16 protein-coding genes are annotated in these 19,019 nt (G+C 69.2%); 10 read left to right on the forward strand and 6 right to left on the reverse strand.

Annotation, left to right across the window (positions count from 1 at the left end):
* Window positions 1-86: 86 nt before the first annotated feature.
* Window positions 87-2,354 carry a (Fe-S)-binding protein gene (locus OG611_RS09105; protein WP_266417305.1) on the reverse strand — a complete coding sequence of 756 codons (2,268 nt, stop codon included), beginning with the start codon at window positions 2,352-2,354 and terminating at the stop codon, window positions 87-89.
* A gap of 88 nt (window positions 2,355-2,442) precedes the next feature.
* Window positions 2,443-3,189 carry a sugar transferase gene (locus OG611_RS09110; RefSeq protein ID WP_266417307.1) on the reverse strand — a complete coding sequence of 249 codons (747 nt, stop codon included), beginning with the start codon at window positions 3,187-3,189 and terminating at the stop codon, window positions 2,443-2,445.
* 340 nt (window positions 3,190-3,529) lie between these two features.
* Here OG611_RS09110 and dnaK point away from each other — a divergent pair, with 340 nt between their 5' ends.
* From dnaK to OG611_RS09130, 4 genes are all read left to right on the forward strand, one after another.
* Window positions 3,530-5,383: a molecular chaperone DnaK gene (gene dnaK, locus OG611_RS09115; protein WP_266417309.1), complete on the forward strand. Its 1,854-nt coding sequence runs from the start codon at window positions 3,530-3,532 to the stop codon at window positions 5,381-5,383.
* Window positions 5,380-6,030 (forward strand): nucleotide exchange factor GrpE, encoded by a 651-nt coding sequence (gene grpE / locus OG611_RS09120; RefSeq protein ID WP_266417311.1) that lies wholly within the window; start codon window positions 5,380-5,382, stop codon window positions 6,028-6,030. Before dnaK ends, grpE begins: the two co-directional genes overlap by 4 nt.
* A gap of 93 nt (window positions 6,031-6,123) precedes the next feature.
* Window positions 6,124-7,308, forward strand: a complete 1,185-nt coding sequence (gene dnaJ, locus OG611_RS09125) for a molecular chaperone DnaJ (RefSeq protein ID WP_266417313.1) — start codon at window positions 6,124-6,126, stop codon at window positions 7,306-7,308.
* A 1-nt stretch (window position 7,309) separates the two neighbouring features.
* Window positions 7,310-7,756, forward strand: a complete 447-nt coding sequence (locus tag OG611_RS09130; protein WP_072487850.1) for a heat shock protein transcriptional repressor HspR — start codon at window positions 7,310-7,312, stop codon at window positions 7,754-7,756.
* Between the two features lie 132 nt (window positions 7,757-7,888).
* On the opposite strand, the gene OG611_RS09135 is transcribed toward OG611_RS09130, so the two are convergent.
* Both OG611_RS09135 and OG611_RS09140 read right to left on the reverse strand, forming a co-directional pair.
* Complete coding sequence (locus tag OG611_RS09135) at window positions 7,889-8,875, reverse strand: LuxR C-terminal-related transcriptional regulator (protein ID WP_266417317.1); 987 nt, start codon at window positions 8,873-8,875, stop codon at window positions 7,889-7,891.
* Window positions 8,876-9,049: 174 nt separating this feature from the next.
* The gene (locus tag OG611_RS09140; RefSeq protein ID WP_266417319.1) at window positions 9,050-10,033 is read right to left on the reverse strand and encodes a helix-turn-helix transcriptional regulator; all 984 of its coding nucleotides are present in this window, start codon (window positions 10,031-10,033) and stop codon (window positions 9,050-9,052) included.
* Window positions 10,034-10,161: 128 nt separating this feature from the next.
* On the opposite strand from OG611_RS09140, the gene OG611_RS09145 reads away from it, so the two are divergent.
* Both OG611_RS09145 and OG611_RS09150 read left to right on the forward strand, forming a co-directional pair.
* Window positions 10,162-10,437, forward strand: coding sequence for a hypothetical protein (locus tag OG611_RS09145; protein ID WP_266417322.1), 276 nt, complete (start codon window positions 10,162-10,164; stop codon window positions 10,435-10,437).
* The gene (locus OG611_RS09150; protein WP_072487853.1) at window positions 10,434-10,754 is read left to right on the forward strand and encodes a (2Fe-2S)-binding protein; all 321 of its coding nucleotides are present in this window, start codon (window positions 10,434-10,436) and stop codon (window positions 10,752-10,754) included. Before OG611_RS09145 ends, OG611_RS09150 begins: the two co-directional genes overlap by 4 nt.
* A 136-nt stretch (window positions 10,755-10,890) precedes the next feature.
* On the opposite strand, the gene OG611_RS09155 is transcribed toward OG611_RS09150, so the two are convergent.
* The gene (locus OG611_RS09155; protein ID WP_266417325.1) at window positions 10,891-11,295 is read right to left on the reverse strand and encodes a pyridoxamine 5'-phosphate oxidase family protein; all 405 of its coding nucleotides are present in this window, start codon (window positions 11,293-11,295) and stop codon (window positions 10,891-10,893) included.
* Window positions 11,296-11,547: 252 nt separating this feature from the next.
* On the opposite strand from OG611_RS09155, the gene clpB reads away from it, so the two are divergent.
* The 3 genes from clpB to OG611_RS09170 all read left to right on the forward strand — a co-directional run bounded on the left by clpB (window position 11,548) and on the right by OG611_RS09170 (window position 16,491).
* A complete protein-coding gene (gene clpB / locus OG611_RS09160; protein WP_266417327.1) occupies window positions 11,548-14,148 on the forward strand; it encodes an ATP-dependent chaperone ClpB in 2,601 nt (866 codons plus the stop codon).
* 446 nt (window positions 14,149-14,594) lie between these two features.
* The gene (locus tag OG611_RS09165; RefSeq protein ID WP_266417329.1) at window positions 14,595-15,860 is read left to right on the forward strand and encodes an MFS transporter; all 1,266 of its coding nucleotides are present in this window, start codon (window positions 14,595-14,597) and stop codon (window positions 15,858-15,860) included.
* A gap of 70 nt (window positions 15,861-15,930) precedes the next feature.
* The gene (locus tag OG611_RS09170) at window positions 15,931-16,491 is read left to right on the forward strand and encodes a YbjN domain-containing protein (RefSeq protein ID WP_266417332.1); all 561 of its coding nucleotides are present in this window, start codon (window positions 15,931-15,933) and stop codon (window positions 16,489-16,491) included.
* 71 nt (window positions 16,492-16,562) lie between these two features.
* On the opposite strand, the gene OG611_RS09175 is transcribed toward OG611_RS09170, so the two are convergent.
* Window positions 16,563-17,741: a pyridoxal phosphate-dependent aminotransferase gene (locus OG611_RS09175; protein ID WP_266417335.1), complete on the reverse strand. Its 1,179-nt coding sequence runs from the start codon at window positions 17,739-17,741 to the stop codon at window positions 16,563-16,565.
* Window positions 17,742-18,467: 726 nt separating this feature from the next.
* Between OG611_RS09175 and OG611_RS09180 the strand changes: the two genes are divergently transcribed.
* Window positions 18,468-19,010, forward strand: coding sequence for a DUF2617 family protein (locus OG611_RS09180; RefSeq protein ID WP_266417337.1), 543 nt, complete (start codon window positions 18,468-18,470; stop codon window positions 19,008-19,010).
* The last annotated feature ends 9 nt before the right edge of the window (window positions 19,011-19,019 follow it).

A 19,019-nucleotide genomic window follows, 5' to 3' on the forward strand; every position in this document is an offset into this window, starting at 1 on the left:
GACTGCCCCAGGGGTGCGGGAAGGCAGAAGCGGCCGGTCCCGCCCCCGAGGCAGGTCCGGCCGCTTCTGTCGCGCGACGGAACGGATTACTTCACCGGCTCCGGCTCCGGCTCGTCCGCCGACTCCGCCTCACCGGCCGGGTCGGCAGGAGTCTTCACGGAGTCCAGCAGCAGCTGCGAGACGTCGACCACCTGGACCGACTCCTTCGCCTTGCCGTCGTTCTTCTTGCCGTTGACCGAGTCGGTCAGCATGACCAGGCAGAACGGGCAGGCGGTGGAGACGATGTCCGGGTTGAGGGAGAGGGCTTCGTCGACGCGCTCGTTGTTGATGCGCTTGCCGATCCGCTCCTCCATCCACATCCGGGCACCACCGGCGCCGCAGCAGAAGCCGCGCTCCTTGTGGCGGTGCATCTCCTCGTTCCGCAGGCCCGGGACCTTCGCGATGATCTCGCGCGGCGGGGTGTAGATCTTGTTGTGACGGCCCAGGTAGCACGGGTCGTGGTACGTGATCAGGCCCTCGACCGGGGTCACCGGGATCAGCTTGCCCTCGTCGATGAGGTGCTGGAGCAGCTGGGTGTGGTGGATGACCTCGTACTCGCCGCCGAGCTGCGGGTACTCGTTCGCGATGGTGTTGAAGCAGTGCGGGCAGGTCGCGACGATCTTCTTCGCGGCCTTCGCCTTCTTCGTCGAGTCGTCCTCGTCGTCCTCGCCGAACGCCATGTTCAGCATCGCGACGTTCTCCTGGCCGAGCTGCTGGAACAGCGGCTCGTTGCCCAGGCGGCGGGCCGAGTCGCCCGTGCACTTCTCGTCCCCGCCCATGATCGCGAACTTGACGCCCGCGATGTGGAGGAGTTCGGCGAAGGCCTTGGTGGTCTTCTTCGCCCGGTCCTCCAGGGCGCCGGCGCAGCCGACCCAGTACAGGTAGTCGACCTCGGACAGGTCCTCGACGTCCTTGCCGACGATCGGGACCTCGAAGTCGACCTCCTTGGTCCACTCGACGCGCTGCTTCTTCGCCAGGCCCCAGGGGTTGCCCTTCTTCTCCAGGTTCTTGAGCATCGTGCCCGCCTCGGACGGGAACGCGGACTCGATCATCACCTGGTAGCGGCGCATGTCGACGATGTGGTCGATGTGCTCGATGTCGACCGGGCACTGCTCCACGCACGCACCGCAGGTGGTGCACGACCACAGCACGTCCGGGTCGATGACGCCGTTCTCCTCGACCGTGCCGATCAGCGGGCGCTCGGCCTCCGCGAGAGCCGCGGCCGGGACGTCCTTCAGCTGCTCCTCGGTCGCCTTCTCGTTGCCCTCCATGTCCTTACCGCCGCCGGCCAGCAGGTACGGGGCCTTGGCGTGCGCGTGGTCGCGCAGGGACATGATCAGGAGCTTGGGGGAGAGCGGCTTGCCGGTGTTCCAGGCGGGGCACTGCGACTGGCAGCGGCCGCACTCGGTGCAGGTGGAGAAGTCCAGCAGGCCCTTCCACGAGAACTGCTCGACCTGGCTGACACCGAAGACGGCGTCCTCGGCCGGGTCCTCCCAGTCGATCTCCTTGCCGCCCGAGGTCATCGGCTGGAGCTCGCCGAGCGTGGTGGCGCCGTCGGCGTTCCGCTTGAACCAGATGTTCGGGAAGGCCAGGAAGCGGTGCCAGGCGACGCCCATGTCCTGCTTCAGGGCGACCGTGATCATCCAGATGAAGGAGGTAGCGATCTTCAGGCCGGCGAAGAAGTAGGTGAGGTTCTGGAGGGTGGAGACGTCCATGCCCTCCAGCCAGTTGACGACCGGATACGAGATGAAGAAGGAGGACTCGTAGCCGTCGACGTGGTGCTGGGCGCCTTCGAGGGCGTGCAGCATGAAGATGCAGACGCCGACGATGAGGATGACGGCCTCGACGAAGTACGCCTGGCCGAAGTTGGACCCGGCGAAGCGGGACTTGCGGCCCGGCCTGCGCGGATGGGCCAGCTGGCGGATCACGATCAGGGTCAGGATGCCGAGCACGGTCATCGTGCCGATGAACTCGACGAAGACGTTGTACGGCGCCCAGTCGCCGATGATCGGCAGGAGCCAGTCGGCCTTGAAGAGCTGGCCGATGGCGTTGACGATCGTCAGCAGCAGGGAGAAGAAGCCCACCGCCACGAACCAGTGCGCGACACCGACGATGCCCCAGCGGTTCATCCGGGTGTGGCCGAGGAACTCCCTGACCACGGTGAGGGTGCGCTGCGCGGGCTCGTCCGTGCGGGTGCCCGCGGGCACGTTCTGGCCGAGCCGCATGAAGTTGTAGATCTGCAGGAGGGCGCGGAGGAACAGCGCCACGCCGACCACGATCAGAACCAGCGACACGATGATCGCGGCGAGTTGCATTTGGGGGCTCCTCGGGCCTGCGAGGGTGGGATCCAGCGTCAATGAGCGAGTACTGGTGATTATCTGTGATTACTAAGCAGTAACTTAATCAGTCTGTGCTGACACTACCCACTTCTTCTGCCGTGCTGTAGCCGGGCAGGCGGTGATCTGTGTCGCTCAGGTGCCCCTTGCCGGGTCGGGTGAGCCCTCGGGCCGCCCGGCGCAGCGGGGTGTGTGCGGCCCTCACCAGGATGGCCAGGTCCAGCCCCACCCATTGATGCTCGGCGTAGTGCTGGTCCAGCAGGGCCGGCTCGTCCCACGGCATCCCGGAGCGGGAGTGCACCTGCGCCAGGCCGGTGAGGCCCGGCTTCAGTTCCTGCCGCCAGTGTCTCGCGGCGGGGGAGGTGCCGGAGCCCGGGGTGCGGGTTCCGCCCTGGACGCGGGGGCCGTCCTCCTCGTCCGGCGCCAGGGGTTCCGGGCCGACCAGTGAGAGGTCTCCCCGTACGACGTGCGGCAGCCTGGAGAGCAGGTCCAGCCGCAGTCGCCGGGTGCGCAGCGAGCGCAGTACGAAGACACGGCCGTCCAGGCCGACCCGGGGTGAGCGGGTCAGTACGCCGCCGGGGAGTCGCCGCGCCGCCAGGGCGAGGGTGCCCGCGGTGAGCAGGGGGGCCGCCAGGGCCAGGAGGGCCGAGCCGAGGGCCAGGTCCAGTACGCGCTTGGCCGACGGCCGCTCCCAGTGCCGCTCCCATTGCCGCGTCCGCGTCCGCGTGCGCGTCCATGTTTGTGTCCATGTCCGTGTCCGCCGTGCCCGCGCGCGTACTGCCCTCTGCCTTTGCCTCTGCCTCTGCGTCTGCATCGTTCGCACCTGCCTGGGTTCGCGGCGATTCGAGTGCCGGTTTTGCGTGACTCGCGGCATTTTGTGACAGAACGATCCCATGGAGCGATGATGGGGAGGGGTTGCGCCGCCAGGGGGTCGGGGGAGTGTCGCGTGCGATCGGCCGGTGCGTGCCCCGTTCGCGCCCCGCGGGTGCCTCATGGGCGGAGTCGCGTCTCGGTCGTAAGGTCGAGAATCCCCAGTTGGCGCGGGGTGCGTGCACGATAGTTGAGCCTCTTCGACTCAAGTCTGTTGACAGTGGGGCGGTTGTCATGCATCCTTGAGTCAGATCCACTCAAGTAGTCAAGCTGGAGGAATTGAAATGGCACGTGCGGTCGGCATCGACCTGGGCACGACTAACTCCGTCGTCAGCGTTCTCGAAGGCGGCGAGCCCACCGTCATCACCAACGCAGAGGGCGCCAGGACCACGCCGTCCGTCGTCGCCTTCGCGAAGAACGGCGAGGTGCTGGTCGGCGAGGTCGCCAAGCGCCAGGCAGTGACCAACGTCGACAGGACCATCCGCTCCGTCAAGCGCCACATGGGCACTGACTGGAAGATCGACCTGGACGGCAAGAGCTTCAACCCGCAGCAGATGAGCGCCTTCATCCTGCAGAAGCTGAAGCGTGACGCCGAGTCGTACCTGGGCGAGAAGGTGACCGACGCGGTCATCACCGTCCCCGCGTACTTCAACGACTCGGAGCGTCAGGCGACGAAGGAGGCCGGCGAGATCGCGGGTCTGAACGTCCTGCGTATCGTCAACGAGCCGACCGCCGCCGCGCTGGCGTACGGGCTCGACAAGGACGACCAGACGATCCTCGTCTTCGACCTCGGTGGCGGCACCTTCGACGTGTCGCTCCTGGAGATCGGCGACGGCGTCGTCGAGGTGAAGGCCACCAACGGTGACAACCACCTCGGTGGTGACGACTGGGACCAGCGCGTCGTCGACTACCTGGTGAAGCAGTTCGCCAACGGTCACGGCGTGGACCTGTCCAAGGACAAGATGGCTCTCCAGCGTCTGCGCGAGGCTGCGGAGAAGGCGAAGATCGAGCTCTCGTCCTCGACCGAGACCACGATCAACCTGCCCTACATCACGGCGTCCGCCGAGGGCCCGCTGCACCTGGACGAGAAGCTCACGCGCTCGCAGTTCCAGCAGCTCACGGCCGACCTCCTGGACCGCTGCAAGAGCCCGTTCCACAACGTCATCAAGGACGCGGGCATCCAGCTCTCCGAGATCGACCACGTCGTTCTCGTCGGTGGCTCCACCCGTATGCCGGCTGTCGCCGAGCTCGTCAAGGAGCTGACCGGTGGCCAGGAGGCCAACAAGGGTGTGAACCCGGACGAGGTCGTCGCCATCGGCGCCTCGCTCCAGGCCGGTGTCCTCAAGGGCGAGGTCAAGGACGTCCTGCTCCTCGACGTCACCCCGCTGTCCCTCGGCATCGAGACCAAGGGCGGCATCATGACGAAGCTCATCGAGCGCAACACCACGATCCCGACCAAGCGCTCCGAGATCTTCACGACGGCCGAGGACAACCAGCCGTCCGTGCAGATCCAGGTCTACCAGGGCGAGCGCGAGATCGCGGCGTACAACAAGAAGCTCGGCATGTTCGAGCTGACCGGCCTGCCGCCGGCCCCGCGTGGCGTCCCGCAGATCGAGGTCGCGTTCGACATCGACGCGAACGGCATCATGCACGTCGCCGCCAAGGACCTCGGCACCGGCAAGGAGCAGAAGATGACCGTCACCGGCGGCTCCTCGCTGCCGAAGGACGAGGTCAACCGGATGCGTGAGGAGGCCGAGCAGTACGCGGAGGAGGACCACCGCCGCCGCGAGGCCGCCGAGTCGCGCAACCAGGGCGAGCAGCTCGTCTACCAGACGGAGAAGTTCCTCAAGGACAACGAGGACAAGGTCCCCGGTGACGTGAAGACGGAGGTGGAGACCGCGCTCACCGAGCTGAAGGAGAAGCTCAAGGGCGAGGACACCGCCGAGATCCGTACCGCCACCGAGAAGGTCGCGGCCGTCTCGCAGAAGCTCGGCCAGGCGATGTACGCCAACGCCCAGGCCGACGGCGGCCCGCAGGGTGACCCGCAGCCGGGCGCCCAGCAGGCCAAGGCCGACGACGATGTCGTCGACGCCGAGATCGTGGACGACGAGAAGGACGCCAAGGGCGGTGCGGTGTGACCGAGGAGACCCCGGGCTTCGAGGAGAAGCCCGACGTCCCCTCCGGCGCCACCCCTGACGGAGCCGAGCCGAAGGACGCCTCTTCCTCTTCGGAGGAGGGGGCGGCCCCGGCCGGGGACGGAGTGCAGACAGTCGGCCTGACGGCCCAGCTGGACCAGGTCCGCACCGCGCTCAACGAGCGCACGGGCGACCTCCAGCGGCTTCAGGCCGAGTACCAGAACTACCGCCGCCGCGTCGAGCGGGACCGGGCCACGGTCAAGGAGATCGCTGTTGCGGGTCTCCTGTCCGAGCTCCTGCCCGTGCTCGACGACGTCGGCCGCGCCCGGGATCACGGCGAGCTCGTGGGCGGGTTCAAGTCGGTGGCCGAGTCTCTTGAGACGGTCGTCGCCAAGCTGGGCCTGCAGCAGTTCGGCAAGGAGGGCGAGCCCTTCGACCCGACGATCCACGAAGCCCTGATGCACTCGTACGCGCCGGATGTCACCGAGACGACCTGCGTGGCGATCCTGCAGCCGGGGTATCGGATCGGCGAGCGCACCATCCGCCCCGCGCGGGTGGCGGTGGCCGAACCCCAGCCGGGGGCGACGCCGGCCGCAGCCAAGGAAGAGAAGGCAACCGACGAGGAGAGCGGTGGCACCGAGGAGGTCTGACATCCCGTCTGACCACCTCGCGGCCCACCGCCCGGCCATGCGACCGGCCCACGGGCCGGTCGCATGGCCGATCGTCCGGAAGGAGGGACGTCGATGAGCACGAAGGACTTCGTCGAGAAGGACTACTACAAGGTCCTCGGCGTCCCCAAGGACGCCACCGACGCCGAGATCAAGAAGGCGTACCGGAAGCTCGCCCGCGAGTTCCACCCGGACGCCAACAAGGGCGACGACAAGGCGGAGGAGCGCTTCAAGGAGATCTCCGAGGCGAACGACATCCTCGGCGACAGCAAGAAGCGCAAGGAGTACGACGAGGCACGCGCCCTCTTCGGCAACGGCGGCTTCAGGGCCGGGCCCGGAGGAGCGGGAGGCAACTTCAACTTCGACCTCGGCGACCTCTTCGGAGGCACCCAGGGCGGGGGCCAGGGCGGCGGCGCCGGCGGTTTCGGCGGCGGCGGTCTGGGCGATGTCTTCGGCGGCCTGTTCAACCGGGGCGGCACGGGGACCCGGGTGCAGCCGCGCCGCGGCCAGGACATCGAGTCCGAGGTGACGCTCAGCTTCACCGAGGCGGTCGACGGGGCCACGGTCCCGTTGCGGATGTCCAGCCAGGCGCCCTGCAAGGCGTGTTCCGGCACCGGTGACAAGAACGGCACCCCCAGGGTCTGCCCGACCTGTCTCGGCACCGGCCAGGTCTCGCGCGGCACCGGCGGCGGCTTCTCGCTCACCGACCCCTGCGTGGACTGCAAGGGCCGGGGCCTCATCGCCCAGGATCCCTGCGACGTCTGCAAGGGCAGCGGACGGGCCAAGTCCTCCCGGACCATGCAGGTCAGGATTCCGGCGGGCGTCTCGGACGGCCAGCGGATCCGGCTGCGCGGCAAGGGCGGTCCGGGCGAGCGCGGTGGACCGGCCGGTGATCTGTACGTCGTGGTCCACGTCGGCGCCCACCCGGTCTTCGGCCGCAAGGGCGACAACCTCACGGTCACCGTGCCCGTCGACTTCACGGAGGCGGCGCTCGGCGGCGAGGTGAAGGTGCCCACGCTCGGCGGCCCGCCGGTCACCCTGAAACTGCCCGCCGGCACCCCCAACGGGCGCACGATGCGCGCCCGCGGCAAGGGCGCCGTACGCAAGGACGGCACCCGGGGCGACCTGCTGGTCACCGTCGAGGTGGCGGTGCCCAAGGACCTCGGCAACGAGGCCAGGGACGCGCTGGAGGCCTACCGGAAGGCGACCGCGGGCCATGACCCGCGGGCGGAACTGTTCCAGGCGGCGAAGGGAGCTTGAGGTGGACGGCCGACGACGTAATCCGTACGAACTGACCGATGAATCGCCGGTGTACGTGATCTCGATCGCGGCCCAGCTCTCGGGCCTGCATCCGCAGACGCTGCGCCAGTACGACCGTCTCGGGCTGGTCTCGCCCGACCGCACGGCCGGGCGCGGCAGGCGCTACTCGGCCCGCGACATCGAGCTGCTGCGCACCGTGCAGCAGCTGTCGCAGGACGAGGGCATCAACCTCGCCGGCATCAAGCGCATCATCGAGCTGGAGAACCAGGTCGCCGCGCTCCAGCAGCGCGTCGCCGAGCTCTCGGCGGCCGTGGACGGCGCGGCACAGGCGATGCAGCAGCGCGAGGCCCAGGTCCACGCCTCGTACCGGCGCGATCTGGTGCCGTATCAGGACGTGCAGCAGACCAGCGCGTTGGTGGTCTGGCGCCCGAAGCGTCCGAAGGACTGAGCGGGGGAGGTCCGGGCCGGGCGCGGCTGCGCCCCGGTGGACCGCCCACCCGCGCGACGAAGGGCCGGAGAGCCGACTTACAGGTCGGCTCCCCGGCCTTTCGGCGAGGAACGGCCGGAGAAAGGAAGGGGTCTACGCGCGCGGCGGATCGATCTCGGTGATCCCGGAGCGGACGAGGAGGGCCCCGAGGTGGGTTCGACTGGTGGCGCCGAGCGTCTGCATGAGCTTGGAGATGTGGGCACGGCAGGTGCGGACGCTGATGCCGAGCTTGTGGGCCACCGCCTGGTCGGCGTCTCCCTCGGCGAGCAGGCGGGCGATACGCATCTGGGCCGCTGTGACGGAGGTGCTCGACGGGGCCGCTTGCAGGGGTTCCGTGAGCGGGGTGGCCTGGGCCCACAGGACCTCGTACACCTGGATCAGATAGCGGACGAGCGCGGGGTGGCGGATCTCCAGGGCCACGTCGCGCTCGGCGTTGGCGGGGATGAAGGCCACGGTGCGGTCGAAGATGAGCAGTCGATCGACCGTCTGCTCGATGGTGCGGACCTGGATGCGGCCGAGTGGCAGCTCGTCCAGATAGGCCTTGAGAGCCGGGTTGTAGCGCGCCGGATGCTGGTAGATGTGGCGGACCTTGACGCCCCGCTCCACCATCGACAGGGCGCGGTCCAGTCCCTTCCTGAGCTGTTCTGCCGGCCGGGTGCTGCCGGGCTGGAGGGTCAGGACCTCTTCCCGTGCGTCGCTCAGGGCGTTGTGGATGGTTCCGTCGATGAGCGGGAAGCCTTCGAGGACGGTGATCGCGAGGTTGGGATCGGTGCTGGCGACGGAGGCCAGTGGGGCCAACGAGTCGGCCAGTGCCACGGAGAGCGTGATGCGCTCGTGGACCTCCCGTATGACGGGCTGCAGCAGGTGGGCCAGGGCGGCCGACGGTGGTACCGGGCGCATCCAGGCGCTGTCGTGCGGGTCGGGGTGGACCAGCGTCAACTCGGTGAGGCAGGGAGCGGGTTCGAGGGCGGCCCGGGGGATCCGCCCCGCGCTCAGAGCCTCTGTGTAGATCCTGACGGCCGCATCACACAGCTCACGTCCCCCGTGCGCATGGGCCGTTGTGTCTTCATCCCTGCCCATTGGTGACCCCCCGCTTTCGGCAGTGCAGCAAGATGACGGTGGTGGAAGCCTAAGGGCTGGGCAGAGTGGGGTGCCGGAGGAACCGGCGACCACCGACTCGTCCGGAGCGTGGCCACGCCCACCCGTCGTACGACCACGTACTCCGCCGAGAGCGGGGCACGAGGTGACGGCCGGTCAGGAATCCTGGTCGAGGATCCTTGACTGGGCGATCAGATAGCCGAGCTGGGCGCGGCTCGTACTGCCCAGGACGGCGGACAGCTTGGCCACGTGTGCCCGGCAGGTGCGGACGTTCATGCCGAGGCGGCGGGCGATCGAGTCGTCCACATGGCCTTCTACGAGGAGTTGGGCGATGGAGCGCTGAACTCCGCTGATGCCTTGGGGAGCAGGGTCGTACGGGAGCTCTTCCAGGAGGGGGGACGCACGGTTCCACAGCTGTTCGAAGACCTTGATCAGGTACTCGACCAGTCCAGGGTGGCGCAGTTCGAGGGCGACCTGGTCGTCGTCGCTGGCCGGGATGAACGCGACGGCCCGGTCGAAGACGATCAGGCGCGAGATGAGCTCTTCCAGCGTGCGGATCTCGACCTTGCCGTCGGCCAGGCGCTCCGCGTAGGCCCGCGTGCCCTGGCTGTGCCGGACGGTGTGCTGGTAGAGGGTGCGCATGCCCACCCCGCGGTCGACCACCAGCAGTGCGCGCTCCAGGCCCTCCCGGAGGCGGTCCTCGCCCCGGTCGCCGCCCGGCTGGACCGTGAGTACCTCGGTGCGGCACTCGGCGGTGGCGAGGTCGAGGGCCGCGTTGATGCGGTTGCTGCCCTCCAGCACCGTGATGGCGTGGGTGATGGGGGGATCCTGGGCGCTGATGTCCATGAAGGGCTCGAACGATTCGGCCAATTCCAGGGACAGTCTTCTGCGTTCCTGGATCTCGCGTTCGATGGGGTTCAACCGCTGTGCCAGCGCCGCGGACGGCGGGACGGGGCGGAGCCACTCGGCGTCGTCGGGGTCGGGGTGCAGCAGGGCGAAGTCCATCAGACAGGGCGCGGTGGCCACCTCGGCCCGCGATATCCGGCCGGAGCGCAGCGCACTGGCGTAGAGACGTCCTCCGTCTTCGCATAGTTCGGTGATCCCGTGAGGATGCGTACCTTTTGCGTTGCTTGTGGTCATATCTCCACCCCCCAGGTTCCTGAACATGCAGGAACATGATGCATCGACTCGGTGGTGTTCGTGTGCCCAGGTGAGACATCGTCTTAGGTGCGGGGGAGAAGAATCCACAAGTGAGGACGAAGCCGACTATGTATAAGCGATTGCTTCGCTCGGCGCTTGCCGTCTCATTCGTCGCGGCCCTGGGCTTCGGCGTACTGGGAAGCGATGAGATCAGCTGGGGTTCGGGGGCCGCCAAGGACGGCGGCGAAATCAGCTGGAGTACCGAAGCGGGCGCCGGGCCGGGCGAGATCAGCTGGAGCGTCGAGGCCGCGGGCCCTGCCGGCGAGATCAGCTGGCTCTCCGGGACGTCGGTCGCGTCCGACGAGATCAGCTGGGTCGTCGCACCGACCCAATCGGGCGCATGACCATCCCGCCGGACGACCGGACCTTCCGGCGAGAGATGGCCACGGCCTACCGATCGGGCTGGCATTTCATCGATCTCGTCACTGCCATCCCCCACTGTGGCGACTCGTTGATGGTCACTCTGTTCGGCGACCCCATCGTTGTCGCACGCGAAGAAGACGACGAAGTACGTGCCTACCGTTGCCTCCGCAAGCCGCGTGGAGCCCCGCAGCCCGTTCGCTGTGCGATTCGGTACGACATGATCTTCGTCAACCTCGACCGGCGGGACCACCAGCTGTTCGAGCCAGAGACTATTTCCGCCACCCCCCGCAGTGCCTGAGCGATCCCCCGTCGTTCCATGTCGCTCAGTCACTCCCCCACACAACGGCGCCATCGTGACCTGAACACGATGGCGCCGTTGTGCTTTTCCCGGCCGCGCCCGCCCCGCCGGGCGCGGTCCGCGGTCCGCGGGCCGGTCAGGCCCTGCCGAGCGCCCGGTCCACGGCGATCTCGATGACGATCCGGTCCGGGTTGGGCTTCGGCGTGCGCTCGTAGCGTTCTGCGTAACGGCGTACGGCGTCGGCCACCGCCTCGGGTTCCGTGCGCACCGTCGCGCGCCCCTCCAGCGTCGCCCAGCGGCGCCCGTCGATCTGGCAGACGGCGACCCGTGCGCCGTCCGGGCCCGCGGCCAGGACGTTGGCGGCCTTCCGGGTGTTCTTGCCGGTGATGACCCGCGCCAGCCTCGTCTCGGGGTCGTACGTGACACCCACCGGCACCACGTGAGGTGTGCCGTCGGGGCGGGGCGTGGTCAGGGTGCACACATGGCGTGCGCGCCAGAAGGCGAGGTACTCGGGGCCGGGGTTCGTCACGTCGACTGCCATGGGGACAGCGTAGGCAGCGCGGGCGCGGCGCCTGGCCCCGCCGTGGTCCCCGCTGCGGTGGCGGCGGGCCGGTGCGGCCGGTTCACTCGAAGCAGCGGAACAAGGGGCAGTTCCTGGCGCGGACAGCTCCCGGCATCAAGTTGAGTGGATTGGACTCAACATCGCCTTGAGTGGAATAGACTCAACTTTATGCACGTTGACTAAGTCAGTGTTGTGGAGAGAGCCAGCCACCGCAAGGAGGAGAAAGCGCACGTGGACGCCGAGCTGACCAACAAGAGCCGGGACGCCATCAACGCGGCCACCAGCAGGGCCGTGAAGGACGGGCACCCCGATCTGACCCCCGGGCACCTGCTGCTCGCGCTGCTCGCGGGCGAGGACAACGAGAACATCATCGATCTGCTCGCCGCCGTCGAGGCCGACCAGATCGCCGTACGCACCGAGACCGAGCGGCTCCTGGGCGCCCAGCCCAGCGTCACAGGCTCGACCGTCGCCCCGCCGCAGCCCAACCGCGAGCTGCTCGCCGTCATCGCCGATGCCGCGCAGCGCGCGAAGGAGCTCGGCGACGACTACATCTCCACCGAACACCTGCTGATCGGCATCGCCGCCGAGGGCGGCCGCGCCGGTGAGATCCTCAGTGGGCAGGGGGCCAGTGCGAAGAAGCTGCTGGACGCGTTCGAGAAGAGCAGGGGAGGGCGACGGGTGACCACACCCGACCCGGAGGGCCAGTACAAGGCGCTGGAGAAGTTCGGTACGGACTTCACCGCCGCCGCACGCGAGGGCAAGCTCGACCCGGTCATCGGGCGCGACCAGGAGATCCGCCGCGTCGTCCAGGTGCTGTCCCGCCGCACCAAGAACAACCCCGTGCTCATCGGCGAGCCCGGCGTCGGCAAGACGGCCGTCGTCGAGGGCCTCGCCCAGCGCATCGTCAAGGGCGACGTCCCCGAGTCCCTGAAGAACAAGCGGCTCGTCTCGCTCGACCTCGGTGCGATGGTCGCGGGCGCCAAGTACCGCGGCGAGTTCGAGGAGCGGCTGAAGACCGTCCTCTCCGAGATCAAGGAGAGCGACGGGCAGATCATCACCTTCATCGACGAGCTGCACACCGTCGTGGGCGCGGGCGCCGGCGGCGACTCCGCCATGGACGCCGGCAACATGCTCAAGCCGATGCTGGCCCGCGGCGAGCTCCGCATGGTCGGCGCGACGACGCTCGACGAGTACCGCGAGCGGATCGAGAAGGACCCCGCCCTGGAGCGCCGCTTCCAGCAGGTGCTGGTGGCCGAGCCGAGCGTCGAGGACACCATCGCGATCCTGCGCGGGCTCAAGGGCCGGTACGAGGCCCACCACAAGGTCTCCATCGCGGACTCCGCGCTGGTGGCCGCGGCGACCCTGTCCGACCGCTACATCACCTCCCGCTTCCTCCCCGACAAGGCCATCGACCTGGTCGACGAGGCGGCGTCCCGGCTGCGCATGGAGATCGACTCCTCGCCCGTCGAGATCGACGAGCTCCAGCGCGCCGTCGACCGCCTCCACATGGAGGAGCTGGCCCTCAAGAACGAGACCGACCCCGGCTCCCGGCAGCGCCTGGAGAAGCTGCGCCGCGACCTCGCCGACAAGGAGGAGGAGCTGCGCGGCCTCAACGCCCGCTGGGAGAAGGAGAAGCAGGGCCTCAACCGCGTCGGTGAGCTGAAGGAACGTCTCGACGAACTGCACGGCCAGGCCGAACGCGCCCAGCGCGACGGCGACTTCGACACCGCCTCCAAGCTGCTCTACGGGGAGATCCCCGGCCTGGAGCGGGAGCTGGCGGAGGCGAGCGAGGCCGAGCGGGAGGCGGCCAAGGACACCATGGTCAAGGAAGAGGTCGGCCCGGACGACATCGCCGATGTCGTCGGCTCCTGGACCGGCATCCCCGCCGGACGCCTGCTGGAGGGCGAGACCCAGAAGCTGCTGCGCATGGAGGACGAGCTCGGCAAGCGCCTCATCGGGCAGGGCGAGGCCGTGCGGGCGGTGTCGGACGCGGTGCGCCGTACGCGCGCCGGTATCGCCGACCCCGACCGGCCCACCGGCTCGTTCCTCTTCCTCGGCCCGACCGGTGTCGGCAAGACGGAGCTGGCGAAGGCGCTCGCCGACTTCCTGTTCGACGACGAGCGGGCCATGGTCCGCATCGACATGAGCGAGTACGGCGAGAAACACAGCGTGGCGCGGCTCGTCGGCGCTCCGCCCGGATACATCGGCTACGAGGAGGGCGGCCAGCTCACCGAGGCGGTCCGCCGCCGCCCGTACAGCGTCGTGCTGCTGGACGAGGTCGAGAAGGCCCATCCCGAGGTCTTCGACATCCTGCTCCAGGTACTCGACGACGGCCGGCTCACGGACGGCCAGGGCCGGACGGTGGACTTCCGCAACACCATCCTGATCCTGACCTCCAACCTCGGCAGCCAGTTCCTGGTCGACCCGCTGACCAAGCCCGAGGAGAAGAAGGCACAGGTCCTGGAGGTCGTGAGGGCCTCGTTCAAGCCGGAGTTCCTCAACCGGCTCGACGACCTGGTGGTCTTCTCCGCGCTGTCCGGCGACGAGCTCGCCCACATCGCGGGGCTCCAGATCGACCGGCTCGCCAAGCGTCTGGCGGACCGGCAGCTCACCCTCGACGTCACCCCGGCCGCCCTGGCCTGGCTGGCCGAGGAGGGCAACGACCCGGCGTACGGGGCCCGGCCGCTGCGCCGCCTCATCCAGACGGCGATCGGCGACCGGCTGGCGAAGGAGATCCTCGCGGGCGAGGTCAAGGACGGGGACACCGTCCGGGTGGACCGGGTCGGGGACGGCCTGCTCGTCGGGCCCGCGACCTCGGGCAGCACCTTGTAGGCGGCACATGGCCTGTTTCGATGCCGAGTCCCCGGCCGGAGGACGGCCGGTCCCCGACCGGAGGACCATGGGTCCCGGCCGGGGACCGGCCGTCCGTACCAGCGGGCGGAGGAGCGTGTGTCCCGGCCGGGACACGTCGGCGCCACCGTGCGAGGGGCGAGGGATTGCGGTGATTTCGGGAGAAAGGGAAAACGGTCGCCGTCATCGGTGATCCACTGTTCAACATCGATATTGCGCCAAACGCCTCGCTCCGCACCGCTGGGTGGCATCTCCGGACCCGGCGCCGTCCCGGGCCGCATCACCCGCCTCTGACAAGGGACTTCTGCTCGGGTGCGGGCAGTGTCCGCCCGGCGGTGCGCGAATAATCAGGACACCTCGGAGCGTCCGTCGTGGCCTGCTCGCAAGCAGGGTTGGGGGCCGAATTCGGCAGTCGGTAGCGTGCCCGCATGAACGAGCGGATGGGCGATGAGATAAAGCCGGGGCCTGAAAAGCCCAGATCTGACAATCTCTTTCACCTTGGCGAATTCCGTGCGCTCTGGGCTGCTTATGCCCAGTCGATCCTGGGTGACCAGCTGGCACGCGTGGCCCTGTCGTTGCTCGTGTTCGAACGCACCGACTCGCCAGGATGGACCGCGGCGACGTATGCGCTGACCACCTTGCCCGCTCTGCTGTCCGGGGTGCTCCTGTCCGGCCTGGCGGACCGGTTCCCCCGGCGTACGGTCATGATCAGCTGCGACCTGGTGCGGATGGTGATGGTCGGGCTGATGGCCCTGCCCGGGATGCCCTTGCCGCTGCTCGCCGGGCTGCTGGTGCTCGCGCAGCTGGCCGAGGCACCCTTCGGCGCCGCCCAGGGCGCACTGCTGCCCACCGTGCTCGGTACGCAGCGGTACGAACGCGGCCAACGGGTCATGCAGATCACCAACCAGGTCGGACAGCTGGCCGGCTTCGCCGGCGGCGGTCTGCTGGCCGCGTGGCTGGGCAGCAACCTCTCCCTGGGCGTGAACGCGGTGACCTTCCTGCTCTCGGCGACCCTGGTCAGGTTCGGCGTGAAGGCCCGTCCCGCGGCGAGTGCCGGCGCCCGCAAGCCGCGGCTCGGCGCACAGGTCGGGGGTGCCGCCGCGCTGATCTGGTCGGACCGCAGGCTTCGGTCGCTGCTCGCGCTGGGGTGGCTCGCGGGGTTCGTCGTCCTGCCGGAAGGACTGGCCGCCCCGTTCGCGGACGAAGCCGGCGGTGGCGCCTCCTCGGTGGGACTCCTGCTCGCCTCGCATCCGGCGGGAATGGTGCTGGGAGCGGCCCTGTTGGGGCGGGCCAAGGTCGGCGACGAGTCGCGGCGCCGCCTGCTCGGGCCATTGGCGATCGGTGCGAATCTGCCGCTGCTCGCCTACTGGCTCGACCCCGGCGTGGGCGCGGCCATGTTCCTGCTGCTGGTGGCCGGGGTGTGCTCCGCCTACCAGATCACCGCCGGGGCCACCTTCGTGCTCCTGACCCCGGCCGACCGGCGTGGCCAGGCGCTGGGGCTCGCCAGGACGGGGGTGACCGCCATGCAGGGGATCGGTGTCGCCGTGGGGGGTGTGGCGACGGAGCTGTCCGGCTCGTCGGCGAACACCATCGGCGCGTCCGGACTCCTCGGGGTGCTGTGCGCGATTCTTGCCGCCACCGCCTGGACACGGGCGCGGGGAGCCGACGCAGAGATGATTCCCCGGAGGGCGTAAGGCCTGTCCGGCGAAACGCGGCTAGGGTCGTCGGCAGGAAACCACGTGCGATCCACAGGAGTACCCAGCGATGTCTATCGATCCGTCCTCGATTCCGAATTTCGGGGGCCAGCCCGAACCGCAGGCGGCAGGACCCGAGGGCCCCGTTGTCCCTGACCAGGACCTCGTCAAGCAGCTTCTCGAACAGATGGAGCTGAAGTACGTCCTCGACGACGAGGGCGACCTCGCGGCGCCGTGGGAGGACTTCCGCACGTACTTCATGTTCCGGGGCGAGGACGAGCAGCAGGTCTTCTCGGTCCGTACGTTCTACGACCGCCCGCACGCCGCGGACCAGCGTCCGGTCCTCCTCGACGCGATCGACGACTGGAACCGCCGCACCCTGTGGCCCAAGGTCTACACGCACACCCACGAGCCCGAGGAGGGCTCCGAGGACACCGAGACCTCGGTCCGTCTGATCGGTGAGGCGCAGATGCTCATCGGCACGGGCGTCAGCCTGGAGCACTTCGTCTCGTCGACGGTCAGCTGGGTGCGCGCCTCGATCGAGTTCGACAAGTGGCTCCAGGAGCGTCTGGGCCTGGCCCCGGCCGAGGAGCAGACGGACGGCGGGGACCCGACCCCTTCGGGCGCCTGAGTCCCGTACGGCAGTGACAGCCCACCCCGGGGCGGCGGTCCTCGCGACCGCAGCCCCGGGGTGCGCCGGTTTCAGGGCGCCAGTCGTCGCAGGCGGCCGACCGCGTCGTGGAGGACGTCGTCGCGCTTGCAGAAGGTGAAGCGGACCTGGCTGCGGCCGGCGTCGGGGTCGTCGTAGAAGACGGAGTTGGGGATGGCGACGACGCCGCAGCGTTCGGGGAGCGCGCGGCAGAAGGCGTAGGCGTCCTTCTCGCCGAACGGGGTGATGTCGGTGGTGATGAAGTACGTGCCCTGGGGCCGGTGGACCTCGAACCCGGCCGCCCGCAGGCCGTCGCCGAGCAGGTCGCGCTTGAGGCGGAGGTCGGCGCGGAAGCTGTCGAAGTACGCGTCCGGGAGGCGCAGCGCTTCGGCGATCGCGTACTGGAACGGGCCCGCGCTGACGTAGGTCAGGTACTGCTTGGCCGTCCGGACGGCGGCGAGGAGCGGGGCGGCGGCAGTGACCCAGCCGACCTTCCAGCCGGTGTACGAGAAGGTCTTGCCGGCGGACGAGATCGAGACCGTGCGCTCGCGCATGCCGGGCAGGGAGATCAGCGGGATGTGTTCGCCCTCGAAGACCAGGTGCTCGTAGACCTCGTCGGTGACCACCAGGAGGTCGTGCTCCACCGCCAGTCCGGCGATGGCGGTCAGCTCCTCGCGGGTGAGGACCATGCCCGTCGGGTTGTGGGGGCTGTTCAGCAGCAGCAGCCGGGTGCGGGGAGTGATCGCGTCCCGGAGGGCGTCGAGATCGGGGCGGAAGTCCGGGGCGCGGAGGGTCAGCGGGACGCGGACGCCGCCCGCCATGGCGACGCAGGCGGCGTACGAGTCGTAGTACGGCTCGAAGGCGATGACCTCGTCGCCCGGCTCCAGCAGGGCGAGCATGGCGGCGGCGATGGCCTCGGTGGCGCCGGCGGTGACCAGGACCTCGGTGTCGGGGTCGTGGGTGAGGCCGTAGCGCCGCTGCTGGTGCTCGGCGATCGCGGTGCGCAGTTCGGGGACGCCGGGGCCCGGCGGGTACTGGTTGCCGTGGCCGTCGCGCAGCGCCCGGACCGCGGCCTCCCGGATCTCTTCGGGGCCGTCGGTGTCGGGGAAGCCCTGGCCGAGGTTGATGGAGCCGGTCCGTACGGCGAGCGCCGACATCTCCGCGAAGATCGTCGTACCGAACTCGGCGAGGCGGCGGTTGAGCAGCGGTCGTCCCTGTGTCATGGCTGCCATCCTGCGCGGAAGCTCTGGAGTTGCTCAAGTCTGCTTTGGCGGTTCGGGGGCGGGGGCATCCCCCACACACGCAGGAAGCGCACGGGAGCGGGGGGACCTCGCTTCGGGGGACGGAAGGACGTGAGGTCGGTGAAGGTTCTTGTCGGAGTGGTGATCGCGGTCGGTCTGATCGTGCTGCTCGTCTCGGTCCTGGTGAAAGCCGGGAACCGGTCGAAGGCGGGCAGGCGGGGCACGCGGCGGGGGGCCGCGGGCAGCGCCGCGGGAGGCAGCTGGTGGGCCGGGGGTGACGGCGGCGGCGGTTCGTCCTGCGGCAGCGGCAGCGGGCATTCCGGTGGGCACTCCGGAGGTCATTCGTGCGGCGGTGGTCACTCCTCGTGCGGTGGTGGCTCCTCGTGCGGCGGCGGGGGCGGATGCGGCGGAGGCAGCTGACCCGGACAGTTGGTTCCGGAGGTGCCCGGCGGGTGAACTCCCGCCGGGCACCTATTTGTTGGGGCTTTTTGCGAGTTGCCGGTGAACAGGTGATCCGAGAGGCCCCCGAGGGGATGGAAACCACGGCAAGTTGGGTAAAAACCCTGTGGATACGACTTATTCGTGGTTCCCTCGGTTGAGAGAAAATTCAGCCCTCGGACCCCAGTTGGACCTGATCGGGCGCTACCCACCTCCCACGTGCATCACGTCGGGGGCGTCCCCTGTCCATGTGTCCACGCTTGCTTGCGGAGCCGACTCATGCTCACGACCCTCCAGACGGCTTATTCCGACACCCGTGCTGCCGACCTGGCCTGGGCGCTCGGGCGGGAGCCGCTCCCCGCCCTGGCCGTGCTCGATCTCGATCTCGCGGGCGCCAGGCTGCAGATGCGCCTGCTCGGCGCCTCCCACCAGGTACTCCTCGAAGAGGACCGCGGCACCTGTTCCGAAACCGTCGCCTGTATCCCCGGCAGCAGTACGCCGCTTCCGCTCGGTGTCTCCAAGCGGCTCGGGGAATGGGAGTACGAATTCGCGGCACGCGTCGAGACGCTCTCGGAGGGCTCGTTCGCGGGGCGCGCGCAGGAGCTCCTCGCGCTGGTGGCCGACCATCCCCACGGTCTCGCCGGGACGTTCCCCGGCAGCCCGCACGCCTTCACCGCCATGCTCGCCCAGCGGACCGAGGGCCAGGTGCGATGGCGCACCTGGCACGCGTACCCGCAGGAGGGGCAGTTGGTGGTGACGCGCACCCGAGTGGGAGTGCGGATGCCGGCGACGGCACTCCGGGAAGTGCCAACTACGTTGTGAGCACACCAC

This window comes from Streptomyces sp. NBC_01363 (genome assembly GCF_026340595.1).
Taxonomy (GTDB): Bacteria; Actinomycetota; Actinomycetes; order Streptomycetales; family Streptomycetaceae; genus Streptomyces.

Excerpts from the sequence above, each read along its gene's own strand:
- OG611_RS09105 (WP_266417305.1), bottom strand. The coding sequence starts at position 2,354 with ATGCAACTCGCCGCGATCATCGTGTCGCTGGTTCTGATCGTGGTCGGC.
- OG611_RS09110 (WP_266417307.1), bottom strand. The coding sequence starts at position 3,189 with ATGCAGACGCAGAGGCAGAGGCAAAGGCAGAGGGCAGTACGCGCGCGG.
- dnaK (WP_266417309.1), top strand. The coding sequence starts at position 3,530 with ATGGCACGTGCGGTCGGCATCGACCTGGGCACGACTAACTCCGTCGTC.
- dnaJ (WP_266417313.1), top strand. The coding sequence starts at position 6,124 with ATGAGCACGAAGGACTTCGTCGAGAAGGACTACTACAAGGTCCTCGGC.
- OG611_RS09135 (WP_266417317.1), bottom strand. The coding sequence starts at position 8,875 with ATGGGCAGGGATGAAGACACAACGGCCCATGCGCACGGGGGACGTGAG.
- OG611_RS09140 (WP_266417319.1), bottom strand. The coding sequence starts at position 10,033 with ATGACCACAAGCAACGCAAAAGGTACGCATCCTCACGGGATCACCGAA.
- OG611_RS09145 (WP_266417322.1), top strand. The coding sequence starts at position 10,162 with ATGTATAAGCGATTGCTTCGCTCGGCGCTTGCCGTCTCATTCGTCGCG.
- OG611_RS09150 (WP_072487853.1), top strand. The coding sequence starts at position 10,434 with ATGACCATCCCGCCGGACGACCGGACCTTCCGGCGAGAGATGGCCACG.
- OG611_RS09155 (WP_266417325.1), bottom strand. The coding sequence starts at position 11,295 with ATGGCAGTCGACGTGACGAACCCCGGCCCCGAGTACCTCGCCTTCTGG.
- OG611_RS09165 (WP_266417329.1), top strand. The coding sequence starts at position 14,595 with ATGAACGAGCGGATGGGCGATGAGATAAAGCCGGGGCCTGAAAAGCCC.
- OG611_RS09170 (WP_266417332.1), top strand. The coding sequence starts at position 15,931 with ATGTCTATCGATCCGTCCTCGATTCCGAATTTCGGGGGCCAGCCCGAA.
- OG611_RS09175 (WP_266417335.1), bottom strand. The coding sequence starts at position 17,741 with ATGGCAGCCATGACACAGGGACGACCGCTGCTCAACCGCCGCCTCGCC.
- OG611_RS09180 (WP_266417337.1), top strand. The coding sequence starts at position 18,468 with ATGCTCACGACCCTCCAGACGGCTTATTCCGACACCCGTGCTGCCGAC.